The organism is Nonomuraea ferruginea (assembly GCF_039540635.1).
Classification (GTDB): domain Bacteria; phylum Actinomycetota; class Actinomycetes; order Streptosporangiales; family Streptosporangiaceae; genus Nonomuraea; species Nonomuraea ferruginea.
Genome location: NZ_BAABFD010000013.1, coordinates 12766 through 30020 on the forward strand (window position 1 = coordinate 12766; position 17255 = coordinate 30020).

General features: G+C 70.4%; 15 protein-coding genes and 2 tRNA genes. 7 read left to right on the top strand and 10 right to left on the bottom strand.

What is annotated here, in order from left to right:
- Positions 1-42: 42 nt before the first annotated feature.
- A complete protein-coding gene (locus ABD999_RS24090; protein WP_271278955.1) occupies positions 43-846 on the top strand; it encodes a hypothetical protein in 804 nt (267 codons plus the stop codon).
- Positions 847-859: 13 nt separating this feature from the next.
- Here ABD999_RS24090 and ABD999_RS24095 read toward each other — a convergent pair whose 3' ends face one another.
- On the bottom strand, positions 860-2440 hold the full coding sequence (locus ABD999_RS24095; protein ID WP_271278956.1) for a peptide chain release factor 3: 1581 nt from the start codon (positions 2438-2440) through the stop codon (positions 860-862).
- 211 nt (positions 2441-2651) lie between these two features.
- Here ABD999_RS24095 and ABD999_RS24100 point away from each other — a divergent pair, with 211 nt between their 5' ends.
- Positions 2652-3575 carry a CPBP family intramembrane glutamic endopeptidase gene (locus tag ABD999_RS24100; RefSeq protein ID WP_271278957.1) on the top strand — a complete coding sequence of 308 codons (924 nt, stop codon included), beginning with the start codon at positions 2652-2654 and terminating at the stop codon, positions 3573-3575.
- A gap of 101 nt (positions 3576-3676) precedes the next feature.
- On the opposite strand, the gene ABD999_RS24105 is transcribed toward ABD999_RS24100, so the two are convergent.
- The 6 genes from ABD999_RS24105 to ABD999_RS24130 all read right to left on the bottom strand — a co-directional run bounded on the left by ABD999_RS24105 (position 3677) and on the right by ABD999_RS24130 (position 9701).
- Positions 3677-3750: transfer RNA gene (locus tag ABD999_RS24105), tRNA-Met, on the bottom strand.
- A gap of 165 nt (positions 3751-3915) precedes the next feature.
- Positions 3916-3992, bottom strand: a tRNA-Met gene (locus ABD999_RS24110).
- 54 nt (positions 3993-4046) lie between these two features.
- Complete coding sequence (locus ABD999_RS24115; protein WP_271278958.1) at positions 4047-6998, bottom strand: UPF0182 family membrane protein; 2952 nt, start codon at positions 6996-6998, stop codon at positions 4047-4049.
- Positions 6999-7130: 132 nt separating this feature from the next.
- Entirely contained in the window at positions 7131-8171 is a 1041-nt protein-coding gene (locus ABD999_RS24120) for a YlbL family protein (RefSeq protein WP_271278959.1), read from the bottom strand.
- 10 nt (positions 8172-8181) lie between these two features.
- A complete protein-coding gene (locus ABD999_RS24125; protein WP_148029300.1) occupies positions 8182-8607 on the bottom strand; it encodes a molybdenum cofactor biosynthesis protein MoaE in 426 nt (141 codons plus the stop codon).
- A 20-nt stretch (positions 8608-8627) separates the two neighbouring features.
- Positions 8628-9701, bottom strand: a complete 1074-nt coding sequence (locus tag ABD999_RS24130; RefSeq protein WP_271278966.1) for an NAD-dependent epimerase/dehydratase family protein — start codon at positions 9699-9701, stop codon at positions 8628-8630.
- Between the two features lie 130 nt (positions 9702-9831).
- On the opposite strand from ABD999_RS24130, the gene ABD999_RS24135 reads away from it, so the two are divergent.
- From ABD999_RS24135 to ABD999_RS24145, 3 genes are all read left to right on the top strand, one after another.
- Positions 9832-11037 carry a zinc-dependent metalloprotease gene (locus ABD999_RS24135; RefSeq protein WP_271278967.1) on the top strand — a complete coding sequence of 402 codons (1206 nt, stop codon included), beginning with the start codon at positions 9832-9834 and terminating at the stop codon, positions 11035-11037.
- Complete coding sequence (locus ABD999_RS24140) at positions 11034-11606, top strand: NUDIX hydrolase (RefSeq protein WP_271278960.1); 573 nt, start codon at positions 11034-11036, stop codon at positions 11604-11606. Before ABD999_RS24135 ends, ABD999_RS24140 begins: the two co-directional genes overlap by 4 nt.
- A 63-nt stretch (positions 11607-11669) precedes the next feature.
- On the top strand, positions 11670-12671 hold the full coding sequence (locus ABD999_RS24145) for an endonuclease/exonuclease/phosphatase family protein (RefSeq protein ID WP_271278961.1): 1002 nt from the start codon (positions 11670-11672) through the stop codon (positions 12669-12671).
- Here the strand turns inward: ABD999_RS24145 and ABD999_RS24150 are convergent.
- Both ABD999_RS24150 and ABD999_RS24155 read right to left on the bottom strand, forming a co-directional pair.
- Entirely contained in the window at positions 12658-13242 is a 585-nt protein-coding gene (locus ABD999_RS24150; RefSeq protein ID WP_271278962.1) for a hypothetical protein, read from the bottom strand. The genes ABD999_RS24145 and ABD999_RS24150 overlap by 14 nt on opposite strands.
- Positions 13239-13754, bottom strand: a complete 516-nt coding sequence (locus ABD999_RS24155) for a M48 metallopeptidase family protein (RefSeq protein WP_261808313.1) — start codon at positions 13752-13754, stop codon at positions 13239-13241. Before ABD999_RS24155 ends, ABD999_RS24150 begins: the two co-directional genes overlap by 4 nt.
- Positions 13755-14079: 325 nt before the next feature.
- On the opposite strand from ABD999_RS24155, the gene ABD999_RS24160 reads away from it, so the two are divergent.
- Positions 14080-15414, top strand: coding sequence for a thiamine biosynthesis protein ThiF (locus tag ABD999_RS24160; RefSeq protein WP_271278963.1), 1335 nt, complete (start codon positions 14080-14082; stop codon positions 15412-15414).
- Positions 15415-15430: 16 nt separating this feature from the next.
- Positions 15431-16768, top strand: coding sequence for an ABC1 kinase family protein (locus tag ABD999_RS24165; RefSeq protein WP_271278964.1), 1338 nt, complete (start codon positions 15431-15433; stop codon positions 16766-16768).
- A 41-nt stretch (positions 16769-16809) separates the two neighbouring features.
- On the opposite strand, the gene ABD999_RS24170 is transcribed toward ABD999_RS24165, so the two are convergent.
- A complete protein-coding gene (locus tag ABD999_RS24170; RefSeq protein ID WP_271278968.1) occupies positions 16810-17253 on the bottom strand; it encodes a hypothetical protein in 444 nt (147 codons plus the stop codon).
- Positions 17254-17255: the final 2 nt, after the last annotated feature.

A 17255-nucleotide genomic window follows, 5' to 3' on the forward strand; every position in this document is an offset into this window, starting at 1 on the left:
GCTTGTGGACACGGGTCCGGTCTCGCCGCGACCATGCTGCGTATGGCCCGTTTACAGGCAGCAGCCGTCGTCGAGGCGATCCCCCGCGACTGGTTCGAGGAGTACGTACGCGCCCTGCTCGACCGCGCGGAGGACCTGCGCACGGACGAGGAAGGCCGGATCCAGGGCGACGAGGAGCTCGCCGACGTCGCGCTCGTCGAGGGCGACCACCTGACCGCCGGCGCGCGCTACCAGCGCCACACCGACCCGCCGGAGGGCGAGGACGGGAACGGCACCACCAGCGAGCTGCTGATCACCTCGTGGGAGCGTACGAGAGAGGTGAGCGCGGCCGTCACCACCTGGCACCCCGACGACCAGAAGACCACGTGGACGGTGAAGCTGTCCGATCCCGGCGCGCCGCGGTCGCTCGTGGCCGGGGGCGAGCACCACGCCGCCAAGCGCCTCCACCGGCTGTCGTGGGCCGCTCGGCTCGACATCCGGCAGTGGTGGCGCCAGGTGGAGGGCGGAGGCGGGCAGGCGCCGGTGACCGTGCTGCTCCGTCATCACTACGGGCAGGCGCGCCTGCTGGTCAGGGCGGCTGCCGAGGGCGGCGGGAAGTGGCGGCTCGGCCTCACGCTGGTCGTGCGGGGACGCGGCTGGGTCCGGCCGCTCGCGGCGGTCGGCCTGCTGTTCGTGCGGAGCAAGCTGGAGGCCGAACTCCGTGAGGCGGTCGCCGAGATCGCCGAAAACTGGAACGCGGACATCCCCGAGCTGCTGAAGCACGACCCTCGCGACGCCGGGGTCTGGGTTCCGGAGCTGCGCCGGGACCGGGAGGAGCTGGACCGCTGGCTGGCGGAGAACGGCTAGCGGCGCGGGCCGGTCAGCGCTGCTCCCTGCTGGTGTCGGCGATCAGCGGCTCCAGGGTCAGGCCGGGCTGGTCGCGGGCGATCGTGCGCATCCGCCACTGGTCGGTGAACACCGCCAGCATCGCCTGGTCTCCGGAGCGGGTCAGCACCTCACAGCCGCGCTCGCGGTCGAGGGCCGGCGCGGAGGCGGCGTCGGTGCGGCGGGCCAGCGTGTAGTCGAGCCGGTCGAGGCTGATCTCGGCGCCGAACTCGGCGGCCATGCGGTGCTGCACCACCTCGAACTGCATCGGCCCGACCGCCGCCAGCACCGGCGCCTGGTCACCGCGCAGGTCGGAGCGGAGCACCTGGATGACGCCCTCGGCATCGAGCTGGTCGATGCCGCGCCTGAACTGCTTGGACTTGCCGGAGTCGCGTCCCCGGGCGACCGCGAAGTGTTCGGGGGCGAAGCTGGGGATCGGCGGGTAGGTCACCGGCGGCCCGTCGAACAGGGTGTCGCCGGGCCGCAACGCACCGGCGTTGACCAGGCCGACCACGTCACCCGGGTAGGCCTCGTCGAGCGTGGTGCGATCCTGGCCGAACACGCTCTGGGCGTACTTGGTGGCGAACGGCCGCCCGGTGGCGGCGTGGGTGAGCACCATCCCGCGCTCGAACCGCCCGGAGCAGACGCGGACGAACGCGATCCGGTCGCGGTGCGCGCGGTCCATGTTGGCCTGCACCTTGAACACCAGCCCGGAGAACGGCGCGTCCAGCGCCCTGGGCGTGTCGTGCACGTCCGGACGCGGCGCCGGCGGCGGGGCCAGCTCGACCATCGTGTCCAGCAGCCGCGCCACCCCGAAGTTGGGCAGCGCCGCGCCGAACAGCACCGGGGTGGACTCGTGGGCCTCGAAGGCCTTCTGGTCGTGGTCGGCCCCGATGGCCGACAGCAGCGCGGTCTCCTCACCGGCGCGCCGCCAGTCTTCGCCCAGCTCGGCCAGGGCCTGCTCGTCGGTCAGCTCGCGGGTCAGCGCCTTGGTGGCGCCGCCGGGAGTCCGCTCGTAGCGGACCGCGCGCCCGGCCGGCCGGTCGATCACCCCGTGGAAGTGGCCGGCGGCGCCGATCGGCCAGGTGACCGGCGTGGGGCGCAGGCGCGTGCGGTCCTCGATCTCGTCGAGCAGTTCGAGGGCGTCGCGGCCGGGACGGTCCCACTTGTTGACGAACGTGATGACCGGGATGCGGCGGTGGCGGCACACCTCGAACAGCTTCATGGTCTGCGGCTCCATGCCCCTGGCCGCGTCGATGAGCATGACCGCGCAGTCGACGGCGGCCAGCACCCGGTAGGTGTCTTCGGAGAAGTCGGCGTGGCCGGGGGTGTCGACGAGGTTGAACACGTGGCCCCGGTAGTCGAAGCGCAGCGCGGCGGAGGTGATCGAGATGCCGCGCGAGCGTTCGATCTCCATCCAGTCGGAGGTGACGCCGCGGCGCCCGGCCTTGCCGTGGACCGCCCCCGCCTGGGTGATCGCCGAGGCGTGCAGGGCGAGCGCCTCGGTCATGGTGGACTTGCCCGCGTCGGGGTGGCTGATGACGGCGAACGTCCGGCGCCGGCCGCCTTCACCCATGATGTCGATCATCGTCCTACCCCTGCCGTGCTCACCCCGCGGACCGCATCACTCTACCCGCGTGGCCGCCCGGCGACCGCCTGACACCTGCCGGGCCGACTCGGTACCCCTGGCTGTACCGCGGGTTGGGGCGTACACGGGAGCGACCGGCGGGGCCGCGGCTGGTGTGCTGATCAGCGTCAGCCAAGCCACTCCCCCAAGGAGCGATGTCATGTCAGTCGACAGCCCGCCAGGCGTCGATCAGCCGCCGAGCCGGACCGGGATCCGGGGGTTCATCCGCCGCCGTCCGCTGATCAGCTTCTTCGTCCTGGCCAACCTGATGAGCTGGGCCGCCTGGACGCCCTACATCCTCTCGGCGACCGGTCTCGGGGTCCTGGACTTCACCTTCCCCTCGGCGCTCGGCGGCACCCAGATCCTGGGCGTCCTCCCCGGCGCGTATCTCGGCCCCATCCTCGCCGCGTTCATCGTGACCGCGGTCGCGGACGGCAGGGAAGGCGTCCGCCGGTGGATCGGCCGCATGACCAAGTGGCGGGTCAGCTGGGTCTGGTACGTCGCGACGGCCGTCGGCGTGCCCGCCGCCATCATCGTCAGCGGCCTCGCGTTGTCCGGCGGAGACATCCGCCTGCCGTCCGCCGTCATGCTGGTGGCCTACCTGCCGGGCCTGCTCATCCAGATGGTCACGACCGGCCTGGCGGAGGAGCCCGGCTGGCGTGACTTCGCCCTGCCCCGCATGCAGCGCAGGTTCGGCCCGCTGGGCGCGACCCTCGTCCTCGGCCCGCTCTGGGGCATCTGGCACCTGCCGCTGTTCCTGAGCGAGTGGGGCGGGTGGCCGGACGTCACCTGGATGAGGGTCGGCGAGTTCGTCGCCTTCGCCTGCGTCTTCAGCGTGGTCGTCACCTGGGTGTTCAACCGGACCGGCCAGAGCCTTCCGCTGGTCATGCTGCTGCACGTCAGCGTCAACAACTTCATGTCGATCATGTACGCGGACGTGTTCCCTTCGCTCGCCACCGCCGAGCAGGCGTCCCACGTCACTCTGCTCGCCGGCACCACGGCGGCGCTCGTGGTGCTCGTCGCGACGCGCGGCCGGCTTGGCTACCGGCCGGAACCCGCGCCGGAGGCTGTCCATCGGAGCTGAACGCTCCAGCCAGGCACTGGGCGTGCGCGGGCCCTGCGGGAATCCGCTGCCCGGACATGCGAAACGCCCTCCGGGATGATCCCGGAGGGCGTTTCTTCTCGTAGCGGGGGCAGGATTTGAACCCACGACCTCTGGGTTATGAGCCCAGCGAGCTACCGAACTGCTCCACCCCGCGTCGGTGTGTCTTGACACTATCCCTGAAACGGGAGTTCACGCAAATCGACGGGCGCCCGCGGGAAGATCGACTGCCGCCGACCGGATCGCCTGCGACGTTCCTCTGCCTGAAGATGGCTGTACATGCGAAATGCCCTCCAGGAAGATCCTGGAGGGCATTTCCTCTTGGTAGCGGGGGCAGGATTTGAACCTGCGGCCTCTGGGTTATGAGCCCAGCGAGCTACCGAACTGCTCCACCCCGCGTCGGTGTGTGTCTAAAGACTATCCCCGACGCGGGACTCACGCAAATCGAGAGAGCTAGGACCCTTGCTCCGGTGATTCGGTCGGCGCCGGGGTCGCCGACCCGGTCGGGGACGGCGACGGCGACGGTGAACCGGTCGGCGAGGGGGTCGGGGTGACCGGCGCCTGGACCCCGGCGGTGCGGAGCTTCTCCAGGGCGTCGTCCAGGCGCTGCTGCGCCTTGCCGAACTCCTCCCAGTTGGGCGGGTCGCTCTGCAGGGCCTTGGTGGCGTCGTCGTACGCCTTCTGGGCGTCGCCGATCGCGGTCTGCAGGGCGGACTGCTGCTGTTGCTGGTTTTCCTGCTGCTGGTTCTCCTGCGACTGCTGTTGCTGCTGGTCTCCGGTGGTCTGCTCCTTGCCGAAGACCTGGGCCAGCGCCTCGTCGAGGTTGCGGGCGACGCCGATCTCGCTGCCGAACGACACCAGGACGCGCTGCAGGATCGGGTACGGCTCCTGGCCGCCTCCCGCCGCGACCTGGATGTAGACGGGTTCGATGTAGACGAGGCCGCCCGCGTACGGCAGCGTCAGCAGGTTGCCGTAGCGGACCGAGGAGGCGCCGACGCCCAGCAGGTTGAGCTCACCCGCGAACCGGCTCTGGAAGGCGTTCTGCGCCTGGCCGGGGCCCGGGATCGGGGTGTTGGACGGCATGCGCAGGATGCGCAGCTTGCCGTAGCCGTCGCCGGCCGTGGAGTCGACGGCCATGAACGCCGCCAGGTTGGGACCCTGCCGTGGCACGAACGTGGTGGTCAGCGAGAACTTCGGCTGGTCACCCGGCATCGTGGTGGTCAGGTAGTAGGGCGGCTGCTTGACGTTCTGCTCGCCCTGCGACGGGTCGTTGGGGACGTTCCAGAAGTCCTGGCCGCTGTAGAAGGCCGCGGCGTCGGTGATGTGGTAGCGCGACAGGGTGTAGCGCTGCACCTTGAACAGGTCTTCGGGGTAGCGGACGTGCGCGAGCAGGCTCTCGCTCATCTCGGTCTTCGGCTGGATGATGCCGGGGAACGCGCTGCTCCAGGTCTTGAGCACCGGGTCGTCCGGGTCCCAGGCGTAGAGCGTGACGGTGCCGTCGTAGGCGTCGACCGTGGCCTTGACGGAGTTGCGCATGTAGTTGATCTTGTCCAGCGGCTGCTGGGCGATCACCCGGGACCGGTCGGTGGCCGTGTCGCGGGTCATCTCCTGCAGGCTCTCGCTCTGCGAGTAGGGGTAGGAGTTGGACGTGGTGTAGGCGTCGACGATCCAGGTGACCCGGCCGTCGATGATCGCGGGGTACGGGTCGGAGTCGAGCGTCAGGAACGGGGCGACCTTGGCGATGCGGTCACGCGGGCTGCGCTCGTACAGGATCTTGGAGTTGTCGTTGACGTCGCCGGACAGCAGGATGTTGACCTCGCTGTACTTGGCGGCGTAGAAGAGCCGGTTGATGAACGAGCCGACCGGGACTCCGCCCTTGCCCGTGTAGGTGGTGTTCTTCTGGCCGGTGCCGCCGGTCTCCGGGTAGTCGAGCTCCTGCGGGCGCTCGGGGTTGCCGCCGGCGATGACGTAGTCGGCGCCGGTGGTCTCGCCGAAGTAGATGCGCGACTCCTTGAGGCCGGTGCGCTCCGCCAGGGGGCCGGTGACCGGCATGTCCTTGGCGTCGTAGGCGGGCAGTCCGCTGGAGTCGACCTGGTTGCCGGGGGCGGCCACGAAGCCGTAGCCGTGGGTGTAGACCAGGTGGCGGTTGATCCAGTTGTTCTGGCCCTCGGGCGGGCCGGTCAGCTCGCGCACGGCCACGATGTGGTCGGTGAGCTTGCCGTTGGCGTCGGGGTAGCGGTCGACGTCGAGCTGGTCGGCGAAGTTGTAGAAGCCCCGGATGCGCTGGGTCTGCTCGTAGGTGGCGGACACGAGCGCGGGGTCGAGCAGGCGGACGCCGGTCACGGACGTGTCGCCGGCGGCGTTCTCCCGCACCTGGCTCGGGTCGGCCACGGCGCTGTAGGGCTCCACCTTGGCGTCGTCGACGTTGTAGGCGTCTCGGGTCGCCTCGATGTTGCGGGCGATGTAGGGGGACTCCTTGGCCTGCTGGTTGGGCCTGACCTGGAACTGCTCGACGAGCATCGGGTAGACGCCGCCGATCAGCACCGCCGAGAGCGCGAGCAGGCCGAACGAGACCCCGGGAAGCATGCCGCCCGGCCGGAAGATGCCGGCGAAGAACATCAGGGCGCAGATCAGGGCGATGATCGCGAGGATGTTCTTGGCCGGAAGCACCGCGTTGATGTCGGTGTAGGAGGCGCCGTGGACGAAGCCGCGGTCGGAGAAGACCAGGTCGAACTGGTCGTACCAGTAGGCGATGGCCTTGAGCAGGACGAACACGCCGAGCAGCACCGACAGGTGGATGCGGGCGGCCTTGGAGGCGTGCACGCCGGGCGACTGCAGCCGGAACCCGCCGTACAGGTAATGGGTGATCGCCGCCAGGATGGCCGAGAGGATCACGGCGGTGAACAGGAAGTTGAGCACCAGCCTGATGAACGGGAGCTCGAACATGAAGAACGAGATGTCGCGCTTGAACTCGGCGTCGGTCGTGCCGAACGGCTGGGCGTTGGCGAACTCGATCCAGGTCTGCCACTGGCCGGCGAGGGAGGAGCCCGCGAAGAGCGCGAGCAGGGCCAGGCCGACGATGAAGATCAGCTTGCGGTGCGGGTCGAGCGCGGCGCGGTAGCGGTCGGCGCCGCTGCCCCCGCCGAAGACCGCCGGGCCGAACGTCGGCCGCGTGCGGTAGGCGAGCAGCATGTTGCCGCCGACGATGCCGACCATGAGCACCGCTCCGATGAGGAACAGCACCACCTGGGTCAGCAGCACGCTGGAGAAGACCCGCGTGTAGTCGACAGCGCTAAACCATAGATAGTCGGTATAAATCCCGGAAAATAGGAAGAAGAGCGCCACAATCGCCACGAGTGCGATCGCGACGGGCAGAAGCAGTCGCGGTCGGCGGGGCAAGCGCATCGCCCTGCCGCCGGCTCCTGGGGTCCGGAAGCTCAAGGCCAACCCCTCGTCGTGATGAAGAAACGGTCCGTGTCTGGCAACCTACACCGCAGTGTCACCACTACGGCTAACGCGCGGCGATTGAGGGAAGTTTCATCCAGAGCAAGACGGGACCTTGCCTTTACCTGAGACCAAGGCTTCGATCGCCAGCCTCGCACTGTTGAGAGTCTCGGCCTTGACCAGCCGAAGCCCGTCAGGCACGGCCTTCAGGGCCTCGGCGCAGTTTCCCGCGGGCGTGAGGAAGATCGTGGCGCCGGCGTCGCGGGCGCCGACCAGCTTCTGGGGGATCCCGCCGATCGGGCCCACCGTGCCGTCGGGCTTGATGGTGCCGGTGCCGGCGATCTGCTTGCCGCCCGTCATCGGCCCCTCGGTGAGCTTGTCCACGATGCCGAGCGAGAACATCAGCCCCGCGCTCGGCCCGCCGACCTCGCCCACGTTGATGTCGACCTCGAAGGGGAACTTGTAGGTCGCCCGCATGCTCACCCCGACGACCGGCTCGCCGTCGGCGGCGACGGTCGGCACGGTGATCTTGAGATCCTCGTCACCCCTGGTGATGCCGAACGTCACCTCCTCGCCCGCCCGGCGCGCCCGCACCGCCTCGCCGACCTCCTCGGTCTTGGTGACCGGCTTGCCGTCGACGGAGGTGATCTCGTCGCCCTTCTCGATCTTGCCCGCGGCGGGCTTGTCCTTGGCGACCGAGACGACCGAGATCACGGTCCTGTACGGGATCTTCAACTCGTTCAGGGCGGCGGCCGTGGCGTCGTCCTGGGAGTTGGTCATCTCGACCGTGTTCTCCTCCTCGACCTCCTTCTGGCTGCGGTCGGGAGCGAAGATGGTCTCCTGCGGCACGACGGCGACGGTGGGGTCGATCCAGCCGCGCAGCGCGGTGAGCAGGTCGATCTGGGAGGTCGGCCCGCCCTGGTAGGCGACGGTGACGAGCCGGAGCGAACCGCTGGTCGGATAGGTCTCACGCCCGGTTATCTTGATCACCGGCTGCTTGTCGATCTGCCCGAGGGTGTTCTCCGTGGGCCCTGGGCTGAGCACGACGTACGGAACGTCCACGAGCGCGCCGCCGATGCCGAGCGCGAGCACGAGGAAGCCCGAAACCAGCAGGGTCAAGGCACGTCGTGACATGGATCCGAGCTTATTCGCAGGCGCCGACCCACTCGGTCGATCCGTCGGCGAACTCCTGGTGTTTCCAGATCGGCACCTGGGACTTGAGATCGTCGATCAGCCTGCGCGCCGCCTTGAACGCCTCGTCGCGGTGGGCGCAGGCCACGGCCACGATCACCGCGGTGTCGCCGAGCGCCAGGTCGCCGACCCGGTGGACGGCGGCGAGCGCGGTCACGGGGAAGTCGGAGGCCACCTTCTCGGCCACCGAGCGCAGCTCCTGCTCGGCGGACGGGTGGGCGGAGTAGGACAGCTTCGTCACCGGCTTGCCGTGATCCTGCTCACGCACGGTGCCCACGAACAGGGTCGTGCCGCCCGCCGCGTGGTCGGCCACCGCGGCCGTCACCTCGTCGACGGACAGCGGGGTGTCACGAATGCCGAGCAACCGGATGACGTCCACGCGAAGAGCCTACATATTTCTCACAGGCGGCGCTTCTTCCGCACCTGACGGACGATCGCGGCGGTGCCGATGACGGCGACGGTGGCGCCGGCCGCGGTGAGGGTGGCCTCCTTGACGGGCAGCCGCCTGCCGACCACGGTGGTGCGGTTCTCGCGCAGCTCAAGGAGCTGGTTGAAGGCCGTCTCGTTCGTCCACGACGGCTTCCAGCCGGCCTCGCGCAGGGCGGCGCAGTCGACCACCCACGGATAGACGACGTAGTGGAGGTCGGTGGCAGGCGCGGGCGTGATGCCCAGCCGGTGGAGGCGCTGGGCGGTGCCGAAGGTCAGCCCGGCCGGCAGCTCGAACCGCCGGATCCCGGACAGCTCCTCGATCTGCTCCTGTTCGAGCCAGCCGTCGCAGCCGACGGCCGCCACCCCGGTGACGGCGCCCTTGGCGGCCAGTTCGAGGGCGGAGACCAGGTCGTCGATGTGGCAGAACTGCCAGCGCTGCGCGCATCCCTTGACCGTCAGCAGCCGCGGCGACTCGAAGTGGCGGGTGATCACGGTGTCGATGCCGGGCCCGACGACCGCGGCCGGCCGCAGCACCGTGACCTCCAGGCCGGGATGGCTGCGCAGCGACGTGCGCACCAGCGCCTCGATCTCCAGGTAGTCGCCGACCACGCCCGTGTCTGGCTCGGCCGCCACCGGGGCGCCCTCGGCGAGGGGCACGTCGTTGTCGGCCGCGGCGCCGTACACCATCGCGCTCGTGACGACCACCACGCGCCGGACGCGCGCGGCCGCGCTGGCGGTGAGGACGGTCTGGGCGGCTCTCAGGTTGTACGCGCGGCGCTCGCCGGGATCGGAGTCGAGGGCGTAGTCGCCGGCCACGTGGACCACGACGTCGATGTCGGAGATCCGGTTCGCCAAGAGCGGATCCCGTACGTCGATCACCCGCCAGGTGGCTTCCTGCACGTCACCGCGCTCCTCGTCGATGGCCACGACTCTGCGGAAATCCGCGGAGGTGACGAGCCTGACGAGCAGCTCGCGGCCCAGGCCGGATGCGGCGCCGGTGACGGCTACGACTGGTCGGCGCGAGCGTTTCGAGGTAGGCACCAGGTCCTCACTTTGCACTGATCCGCCACAGGACGACTAACGTGGCGGATGTGGACTCCTCCATCCTGCACGAGGTAACGCGGTGACTGACCTGCCAGGTCGTGAAAACGACCCCAACGAAAACCCGTTCGCCATGTTCGGTGACCCTGAGCAGATGGCTCAGGCGATGCGCCAGTTCGCCGACATGCTGTCGGCGCCCCAGGGTTCAGGCCCTGTCAACTGGGACATGGCCAAGAACATCGCCCGCCACGCCGTCGTCGCGCAAGGCGACCCGAGCGTGATGGAGGGCGAGCGCCGCCAGATTGTCGAGGCGCTCAGCCTGGCCGACCTGTGGCTCAACGAGGCGACCACGCTGCCCAGCGGCGTGTCCAACCCGCAGGCGTGGAGCCGGTCCGAGTGGATCGAGAACACGATCCCGGTGTGGCGCAAGCTGGCCGAGCCGATCGCCGAGCGCATGGTCGAGACCATGGGCGGCGCCATCGGCGGCTCCGGGCTGCCACCCGAGGCCCAGCAGATGGCCGGGCCGCTGATGGGCATGCTCAAGCAGATGGGCGGCATGATGGTCGGCCAGCAGATCGGCCAGGCCATCGGCTCGCTGGCGCGTGAGGTGATCGGCACCACCGACATCGGCCTGCCGCTGTCCGGCACGGCCGCGCTGCTGCCCGGCGGCGTCGCCTCCTTCAGCTCCGGCCTCGAACACCCCGCCGACGAGATCAGGCTCTACCTGGCGCTGCGCGAGGCGGCGCACCACCGGCTGTTCCAGCACGTGCCGTGGCTCCGCGGCCACCTGCTCGGCGCCGTCGAGGAGTACGCCAAGGGCATCACGGTCGACACCTCGGCCCTTGAGGAGCAGATCCGCGGGCTCGACATCAACAACCCGCAGGCTCTCCAGGAGGCGCTGAGCGGCGGCGCGCTGCTCAAGCCCGAGGAGACCGAGCGCCAGAAGGCCGCCCTGGTCCGCCTGGAGACGATGCTGGCCCTGGTCGAGGGCTGGGTCGCGACGGTGGTCGACGACGCCGCCGCCGGCAAGCTGCCCTCCGCGGTCGCCCTGGCGGAGACCGTACGACGGCGCCGCGCGACCGGCGGGCCGGCCGAGCTGACCTTCGGCACGCTCGTCGGGCTGGAGCTGCGCCCGCGCAGGCTGCGCGAGGCCGCCAAGCTGTGGCAGGCCGTCAAGGAGGCGCGCGGCGTCGACGGCCGCGACGCGCTGTGGTCGCACCCCGACCTCATCCCGACGGCCGACGACCTCGACGATCCCGAGGCGTTCGTCCGGGGCGAGACCACGTGGGACATCTCCCAGCTGGAGGAGAAGCCCCGCGACGAGGGCGACCAGAGTTGAGCCTGCACGACGACGCGGTGGCCGTGCTCACCGCGTGGACCGCGCCGACGGCCGGGGAGGAGTCGCTGCGCGCGGAGTTCCTCGACCACCTGGCGGCTCACGAGGACGCCATGCTGCGCGAGTGCGTGCCCGGCCATCTCACGGCGACCACGGCCGTGCTGTCGCACGACGGCGCGCGGGTGCTGCTCACCCTGCATCCGAAGGCCGGGATGTGGCTGCCGATGGGCGGCCACTGCGAGCCTTCCGACACCACGCTGGCCGGGGTGGCGCTGCGCGAGGCCGAGGAGGAGTCCGGCATCGCGGACCTGAAGCTGCTGCCCGGCCCGCTCGCGCTGGACCGTCACCGGGTGTGGTGCCATCCGCCGCACAGCTGGCATCTCGACGTCGAGTACGCCGCCGTCGCCCCGGAGGGCGCCGAGGCGGTGATCAGCGAGGAGTCCCTGGACCTGCGCTGGTTCCCGGTGGAGGAGATCCCCGAGCTGTCCGACGAGGCCACCCGCCGCCTCGCGGCCAGGGGACGCGCCGCGCTGGCGGAGAGGGTCGCCGCCGGTCGGGGGACGGCTGGCTGACCGGCGGACCGGCCGTCAGCAGAGACCGCTGAGGTTTCGTAACGTTCCAGAGAGGTTTCGGCAGTGGGCGTGTCCTCGGAGAGTCCCGTCGGGGGGACGATCGTCACGCCCGCGCGCCGGAGGCGCACCGGGCGCGCCGGGGCCGTGCTGACGTGGCTGGCCGTGACGCCGTTCGCGGCGTGGGCGGTGACGAGGCTGGCAGGGCTGGAACGGGGGGCGATCCCCACCCAGATCATGACCGCGACCCCGTACGCGGCCGCCGGTTCGCTGGTCCCCCTGATGATCGCCGCGCTCGGGCGCAGGCGGGCCGCCACCGCGGTCGCGCTGCTGGCCAGCACGGTGCTCGGGTTCAGCGTGCTGCCCAGGACCCTCGGCGTGGCGGAGGCGACGGCGGGCCGGCCGTTCCGGGTGCTGACCGTCAACCTGCTGTTCGGCAGGGCCGACACGCAGACGATCATGAACATGGTGCGGGAGCTGCGGCCCGACGTGCTGAACACGCAGGAGCTGACGCCCGGCGCGGTCGAGGGGCTCGACGCGGCAGGTTTGACGGAGGTCATGCCGCACCGCGTGCTGCAGGCGGAGTGGAGCGCGGGCGGCAGCGGCATCTTCTCCCGCTTCCCGCTGGAGCCGCTGGATGACGCGCTGCCCCCGCTGGAGGGCCACAACATGCCGGTGGCCAGGCTGTCGCTGCCCGGCGGGGCGCCGGTCGAGCTCTTCGACGTGCATCCGGTGCCGCCGATCGGGCCGCATGCCGCCGCCTGGCAGAAGGCGCTGGAGTCGCTGCCCGGCCCGTCCGGCGGCACGGTGCGCATCCTGGCGGGCGACTTCAACGCCTCGCTCGACCACGTGCCGATGCGCCGGCTGCTGGCGCGCGGCTACAAGGACGCCGCCGACCAGGTGGGCGCGGGGCTGATCCCGACCTGGCCGGCCAACAGGCGGATCCCGCCGATCATCACGATCGACCACGTGCTGGTGGACGAGCGGGTGGGGGTGAAGGCGGTCAGCGTGCACGACGTGCCCGGCACCGACCATCGGGCGGTGTTCGCGGAGCTCAGCGTGCCGTGAGCAGGGCGCGGGTGCTCTCCCAGCCTTCGAGGCCGGGGTCGAGACGCTCGGCGTCGCCGGGGGCGCGCAGCCGGTGCCAGCCGGGCGTGGCCGCCACCATGCGCCGGCCGGGCGCCTGCGCGCGCAGCGCCGCCACCGGGTCGGGGTCGTCCAGGTCGGGATCGGCCCAGGCGGGTGGCGGCAGGTGGCAGGCGAGCGCGACGGCACCGCCTCCGTCTGCGGGACTGACGGTGATCAGCGCGCGTCCGAGCTCGCGGAAGAGCTTGCCGATCAGCAGCGGCGGCAGGTCGGGCGCGTCGGCGGCGACGATCGCGGCCTGATCGCCCTTGAGCAGCTGCAGAACGTCCTTGACCGGGTCGTCCTCGCCTATTTCGAGGATCTCGGTGCCGGGCCAGACGAGGTCGTCGAGACCGGGGACGCTCGTCGCCAGGACGGGGGTGACCAGCTCCAGGCCGGCGACCATCTCGTAGGTGTCTTCCGCGATCGCCTCCAGCCAGCGGGCGGGGTCGACCCCTGGCGGCGCGGATCGGGCCATGCGCTCCCGTACGAGAACCGCGACGGTACGCGTCAACACTCCTCCGGGGCGTTCTGGGCGGCGGCGGAGAATCCCTCCAGGAAGCCGCGGGCGCGCTCGGCCTTCGGGTAGCGCTCCACCAGGGTCCAGAACCGGGGGCCGTGGCTGGGCACGAGCAGGTGGACGAGTTCGTGGACGATGACGTAGTTGATGACCCACTCGGGCAGGCCCTTGAGCCGGGTCGAGATGCGGATCGTGCCTGTCTCCGGGGTGCAGGAGCCCCATCGGTGGTGCTGGTTGTCGACCCACCGCACGCTCGCGGGGCGGGCTTTGCCGTCGAGGTATTTCGCGGAAAGGTCCTTCGCCCGCTCCAGCAGCGCCTCGTCCGTCGGCCGTCGCTTGCGCTCCTTGGCCGCGAGCCGATCGAGCATCCGGCTCACCCATTCGTCCTCGTCCTCGCCGCTGAGCCAGGCGGGCAGGAGCACGATCGTCTTGTCGCCGTCGCGGTAAGCGGAGACCGTACGCCGGCGACGAGAACTGCGACGGACCTCGACTGTCTCGGGGGGCACATATGCACGGTAGCCGACACTCGCGGAATTCCCCAGAGGGCGAGTCATGTTTCTGCTGGTCAGATGATTAAGAGCCGGTGAATTTGGGCAAGCGCGGTTTCCCGATCCTGATCACCGCGGCACGCCGGAAGTGTCGTTCTGAGCGTGGATTCAAGAGCTGGGTGACATCCGGTCAAGGGCTCGCGGTGGGATCGTTCTGCGGTTTCGACTTTACCAAGAATTTAATGTCAGTGGTTGTCCACAGGGTTTCGGGAGCTTGGCCGGTTATCCACAGCGGCGGGTGTTCCGGAGCGGGATCTTGAATTCACGTGCAAATCTTCGGGCCATGAGGCCACGTGTGCATCCCGCCCTCCCCCGTGTCGACCGTGACGAGCGGACGCTCCAGCTCGGTGCGCATCCCGGGCGGGCCGTCGTCCTGACCGGGCTCAGCAGGGCCGCCCGGCGGTGGCTCGACAGGCTCGACGGCGTCCGCGACCTGGCCGGGGCGTTGCGCGAGGCGCGGTCGGCCGGGCTGCCGGAGGTCGCCGCCCGTGACCTGCTCGACCAGCTCGGCCGGTCCGGCGTGCTCGACGACGCGGGCGGGCCCGCTCTTCCGCTGCCGCTGGCCGAGCTCGACCGGATGCGGCCCGATCTGGACGCGATGGATCTGGCCGGGGCCGCGCCCGGCGGCGGGCGGGAGTCGCTGCTGCGCAGGGCGCGGTCGCGGGTGCGGGTCCACGGCGCGGGCCGGGTGGGGGCGCAGGTGGTCGCGCTGCTGGCGGCGGGCGGCGTGGGCGGGATCCGGGTGTTCGACCCTGAGCCCACACGACCCCGCGACCTGGTGCCCGGCGGGCTGACGTGGGCGGAGGTGGGGATGCCGCGGCAGGACGGCGCGGTCGCGGTGGCCGCGAGACTGGCCCATCCCGGCGAAGGCGGGGAAGTCACGGAGGTGGCTCGTGGCGGCGAGGGCCGGGATGGCCCACGGCCGGCTCGTTCCGGCGGCGGGAAGCGGTCTCGTGCCGGTGATGGAGAGGGACGAGCCGCTGGTGCCGGCGCTGGTGCCGGCGCGGGTGGCGCTGCCGCAGGGCAGCGGCGGGCGGTCAGCGGCTTGGGTGAGCGTGCGGTGGTGGAGGTGCGGGCGGGCGGGCCTTATCTGGGTGACGGGACCGAGCGTCCCGATCTCGTGATCCTCACTCCGGTGCGGCCGCTGGACATGGTGCTGGTCAACGAGTTGACGGCGCTGGGCATCCCGCATCTGCTCGGATCCGCCTTTGAAGGGCATGGATCCGCGGGTCCGCTCGTTGTACCTGGACAGACCGCCTGTTTGCACTGCCTAGACTTGACCAGACGGGATCATGATCCGGCCTGGCCGGTCGTCACCGCCGGGCTCGGTGGCTATCCCCCCGGGGAGATCGCCTGCGACGCCTCCCTGGCGGCCTCCGTCGCCGCCGCGGTGGCCGGTCATGCCCTGAACTTCCTCGATGGTCACGCCTCGGCTGTGACGAACGGCACAACCGACATATCGCCTGATCGACATTGGAAGCACCGATCGTGGACAATCCACCCGCAATGTCGTTGTATACGAACCTATCCATATCCGCTAACAATGGTCATGTCAGCTACCTGCGATTCACAAGCCCAGGTAACGACCGACGAAGGGGGGAAGCGGCATCTCGGCTGAGATTCCGCACATCAGGATGAGCGATCTTCCTCGCCGCGCCGTCACGCGCTCCGCCAAGCTGGCCACCCTGCCCCTCAGTTTCGCCGGACGCACCGCCCTCGGGCTGGGCAAGCGCATCGGCGGCAAGTCCGCCGAAATGGTCGCCGAGGAGATCCAGCAGCGCACCGCCGAGCAGATCTTCAAGGTGCTGGGCGAGCTCAAGGGCGGCGCGATGAAGCTCGGCCAGGCGCTGTCCATCTTCGAGGCCGCCCTGCCGCCCGAGATCGTCGCCCCCTACCGCGCCACGCTCACCAAGCTCCAGGACGCGGCGCCCCCGCTCCCGGTCGCCACCGTCCACAAGGTGCTGACCGAGCAGCTCGGCGACGACTGGCGCGACCATTTCCAGTCCTTCGACGACGAGCCGACCGCCGCCGCCTCCATCGGCCAGGTCCACCGGGCCGTCTGGCATGACGGCAGGGAGGCCGCGGTCAAGATCCAGTACCCCGGCGCCGGCAAGGCCCTGCTCGGCGACTTCGCCCAGCTCGCCCGGCTCGGCAAGCTGTTCGGGGTGCTCATGCCCGGCCTCGACATCAAGTCCGTCCTCGCCGAGCTGCGCGAGCGGGTCGCCGAGGAGCTCGACTACCTCCGCGAGGCCGAGGCCCAGCACGCCTTCGCGCTCGAGTTCCACGACGACCCCGACTTCCACGTGCCCGACGTCATCGCCGCCAACGAGACCGTGCTGGTCACCGAGTGGATGGACGGCGTCCCGCTGTCGCGTGTCATCACCGAGGGCACGAAGGAGGAGCGCGACCGGGCCGGGCTGCTGTTCGTCCGCTTCCTGTTCTGCTCCCCCGCCAGGGTCGGCATGCTCCACGCCGACCCCCACCCGGGCAACTTCCGCATGCTGCCCAACGGCAAGCTGGGCGTCCTCGACTTCGGCGCCGTCAACCGGGGCGGCTACCCGCTGGCGTTCGGGCAGCTCACCCGCATCTTCAACCAGGGCGACATGGACACCGTGATCGCCGGGCTGCGGGCGGAGGGCTTCATCCGGCCCGACATCGAGATCGACCCCGACGCGCTGCGCGCCTTCCTCTCGCCCTACGTGGAGCCGACGGCGGTGGAGGAGTTCACGTTCAGCCGCGCCTGGCTGCAGACACAGGCCGCCTCGGCGACCGACCTGCGGCCCGGCAACGTGGTCCGCCAGCTCAACCTGCCGGCCTCGTACGTGCTCATCCACCGGGTTCACATGGCGGGGATCGGGGTCCTGTGCCAGCTGGGCACCACGGCACGCTTTCGCGACGAGGTGATCCGCTGGGTTCCGGGCTTCTCCGACGACACCACCGACCCCGACGACATGGCCCTTGTCGCCACCTGATCTCCGCACCCGCGCCTCCAGGCCAGGTTCGAACGGGCGTATCACCGCGGATTGGTGGAACACGCGTAAGTCGGGGTATGAATGCCCGCTCCTCCTCCGTGGGGGAACGGGCTCCCTTCCCGCCGACATACCGGGGTTGAGATCCGAGCATGAGTACGCGCCGCAACCATCCGCACGCTCCAGGACCGGACACACCCGGCCATCAGGCCGATGACGACGGTCATGGCATCCATGGCGCTCACGAAGGCCACGGCGGCCGTGGTGATCAGGGCGACCGTGGTGATCAAGGGGGTCACGGCGGTCAGAACGGTCGCGGCGCTCACGAAGGCCAGGATGGCCATGCCGGTCAGGACGGCCATGCCGGTCAGGACGGCCATGCCGGTCAGGACGGCCATGCCGGTCAGGACGGGCACGGCAGGCAGGGCAGGCAGGGCAGGCAGGGCGGGCATAACGCTCACGGCGGGCATGGCGGGCATGGTGATCATGT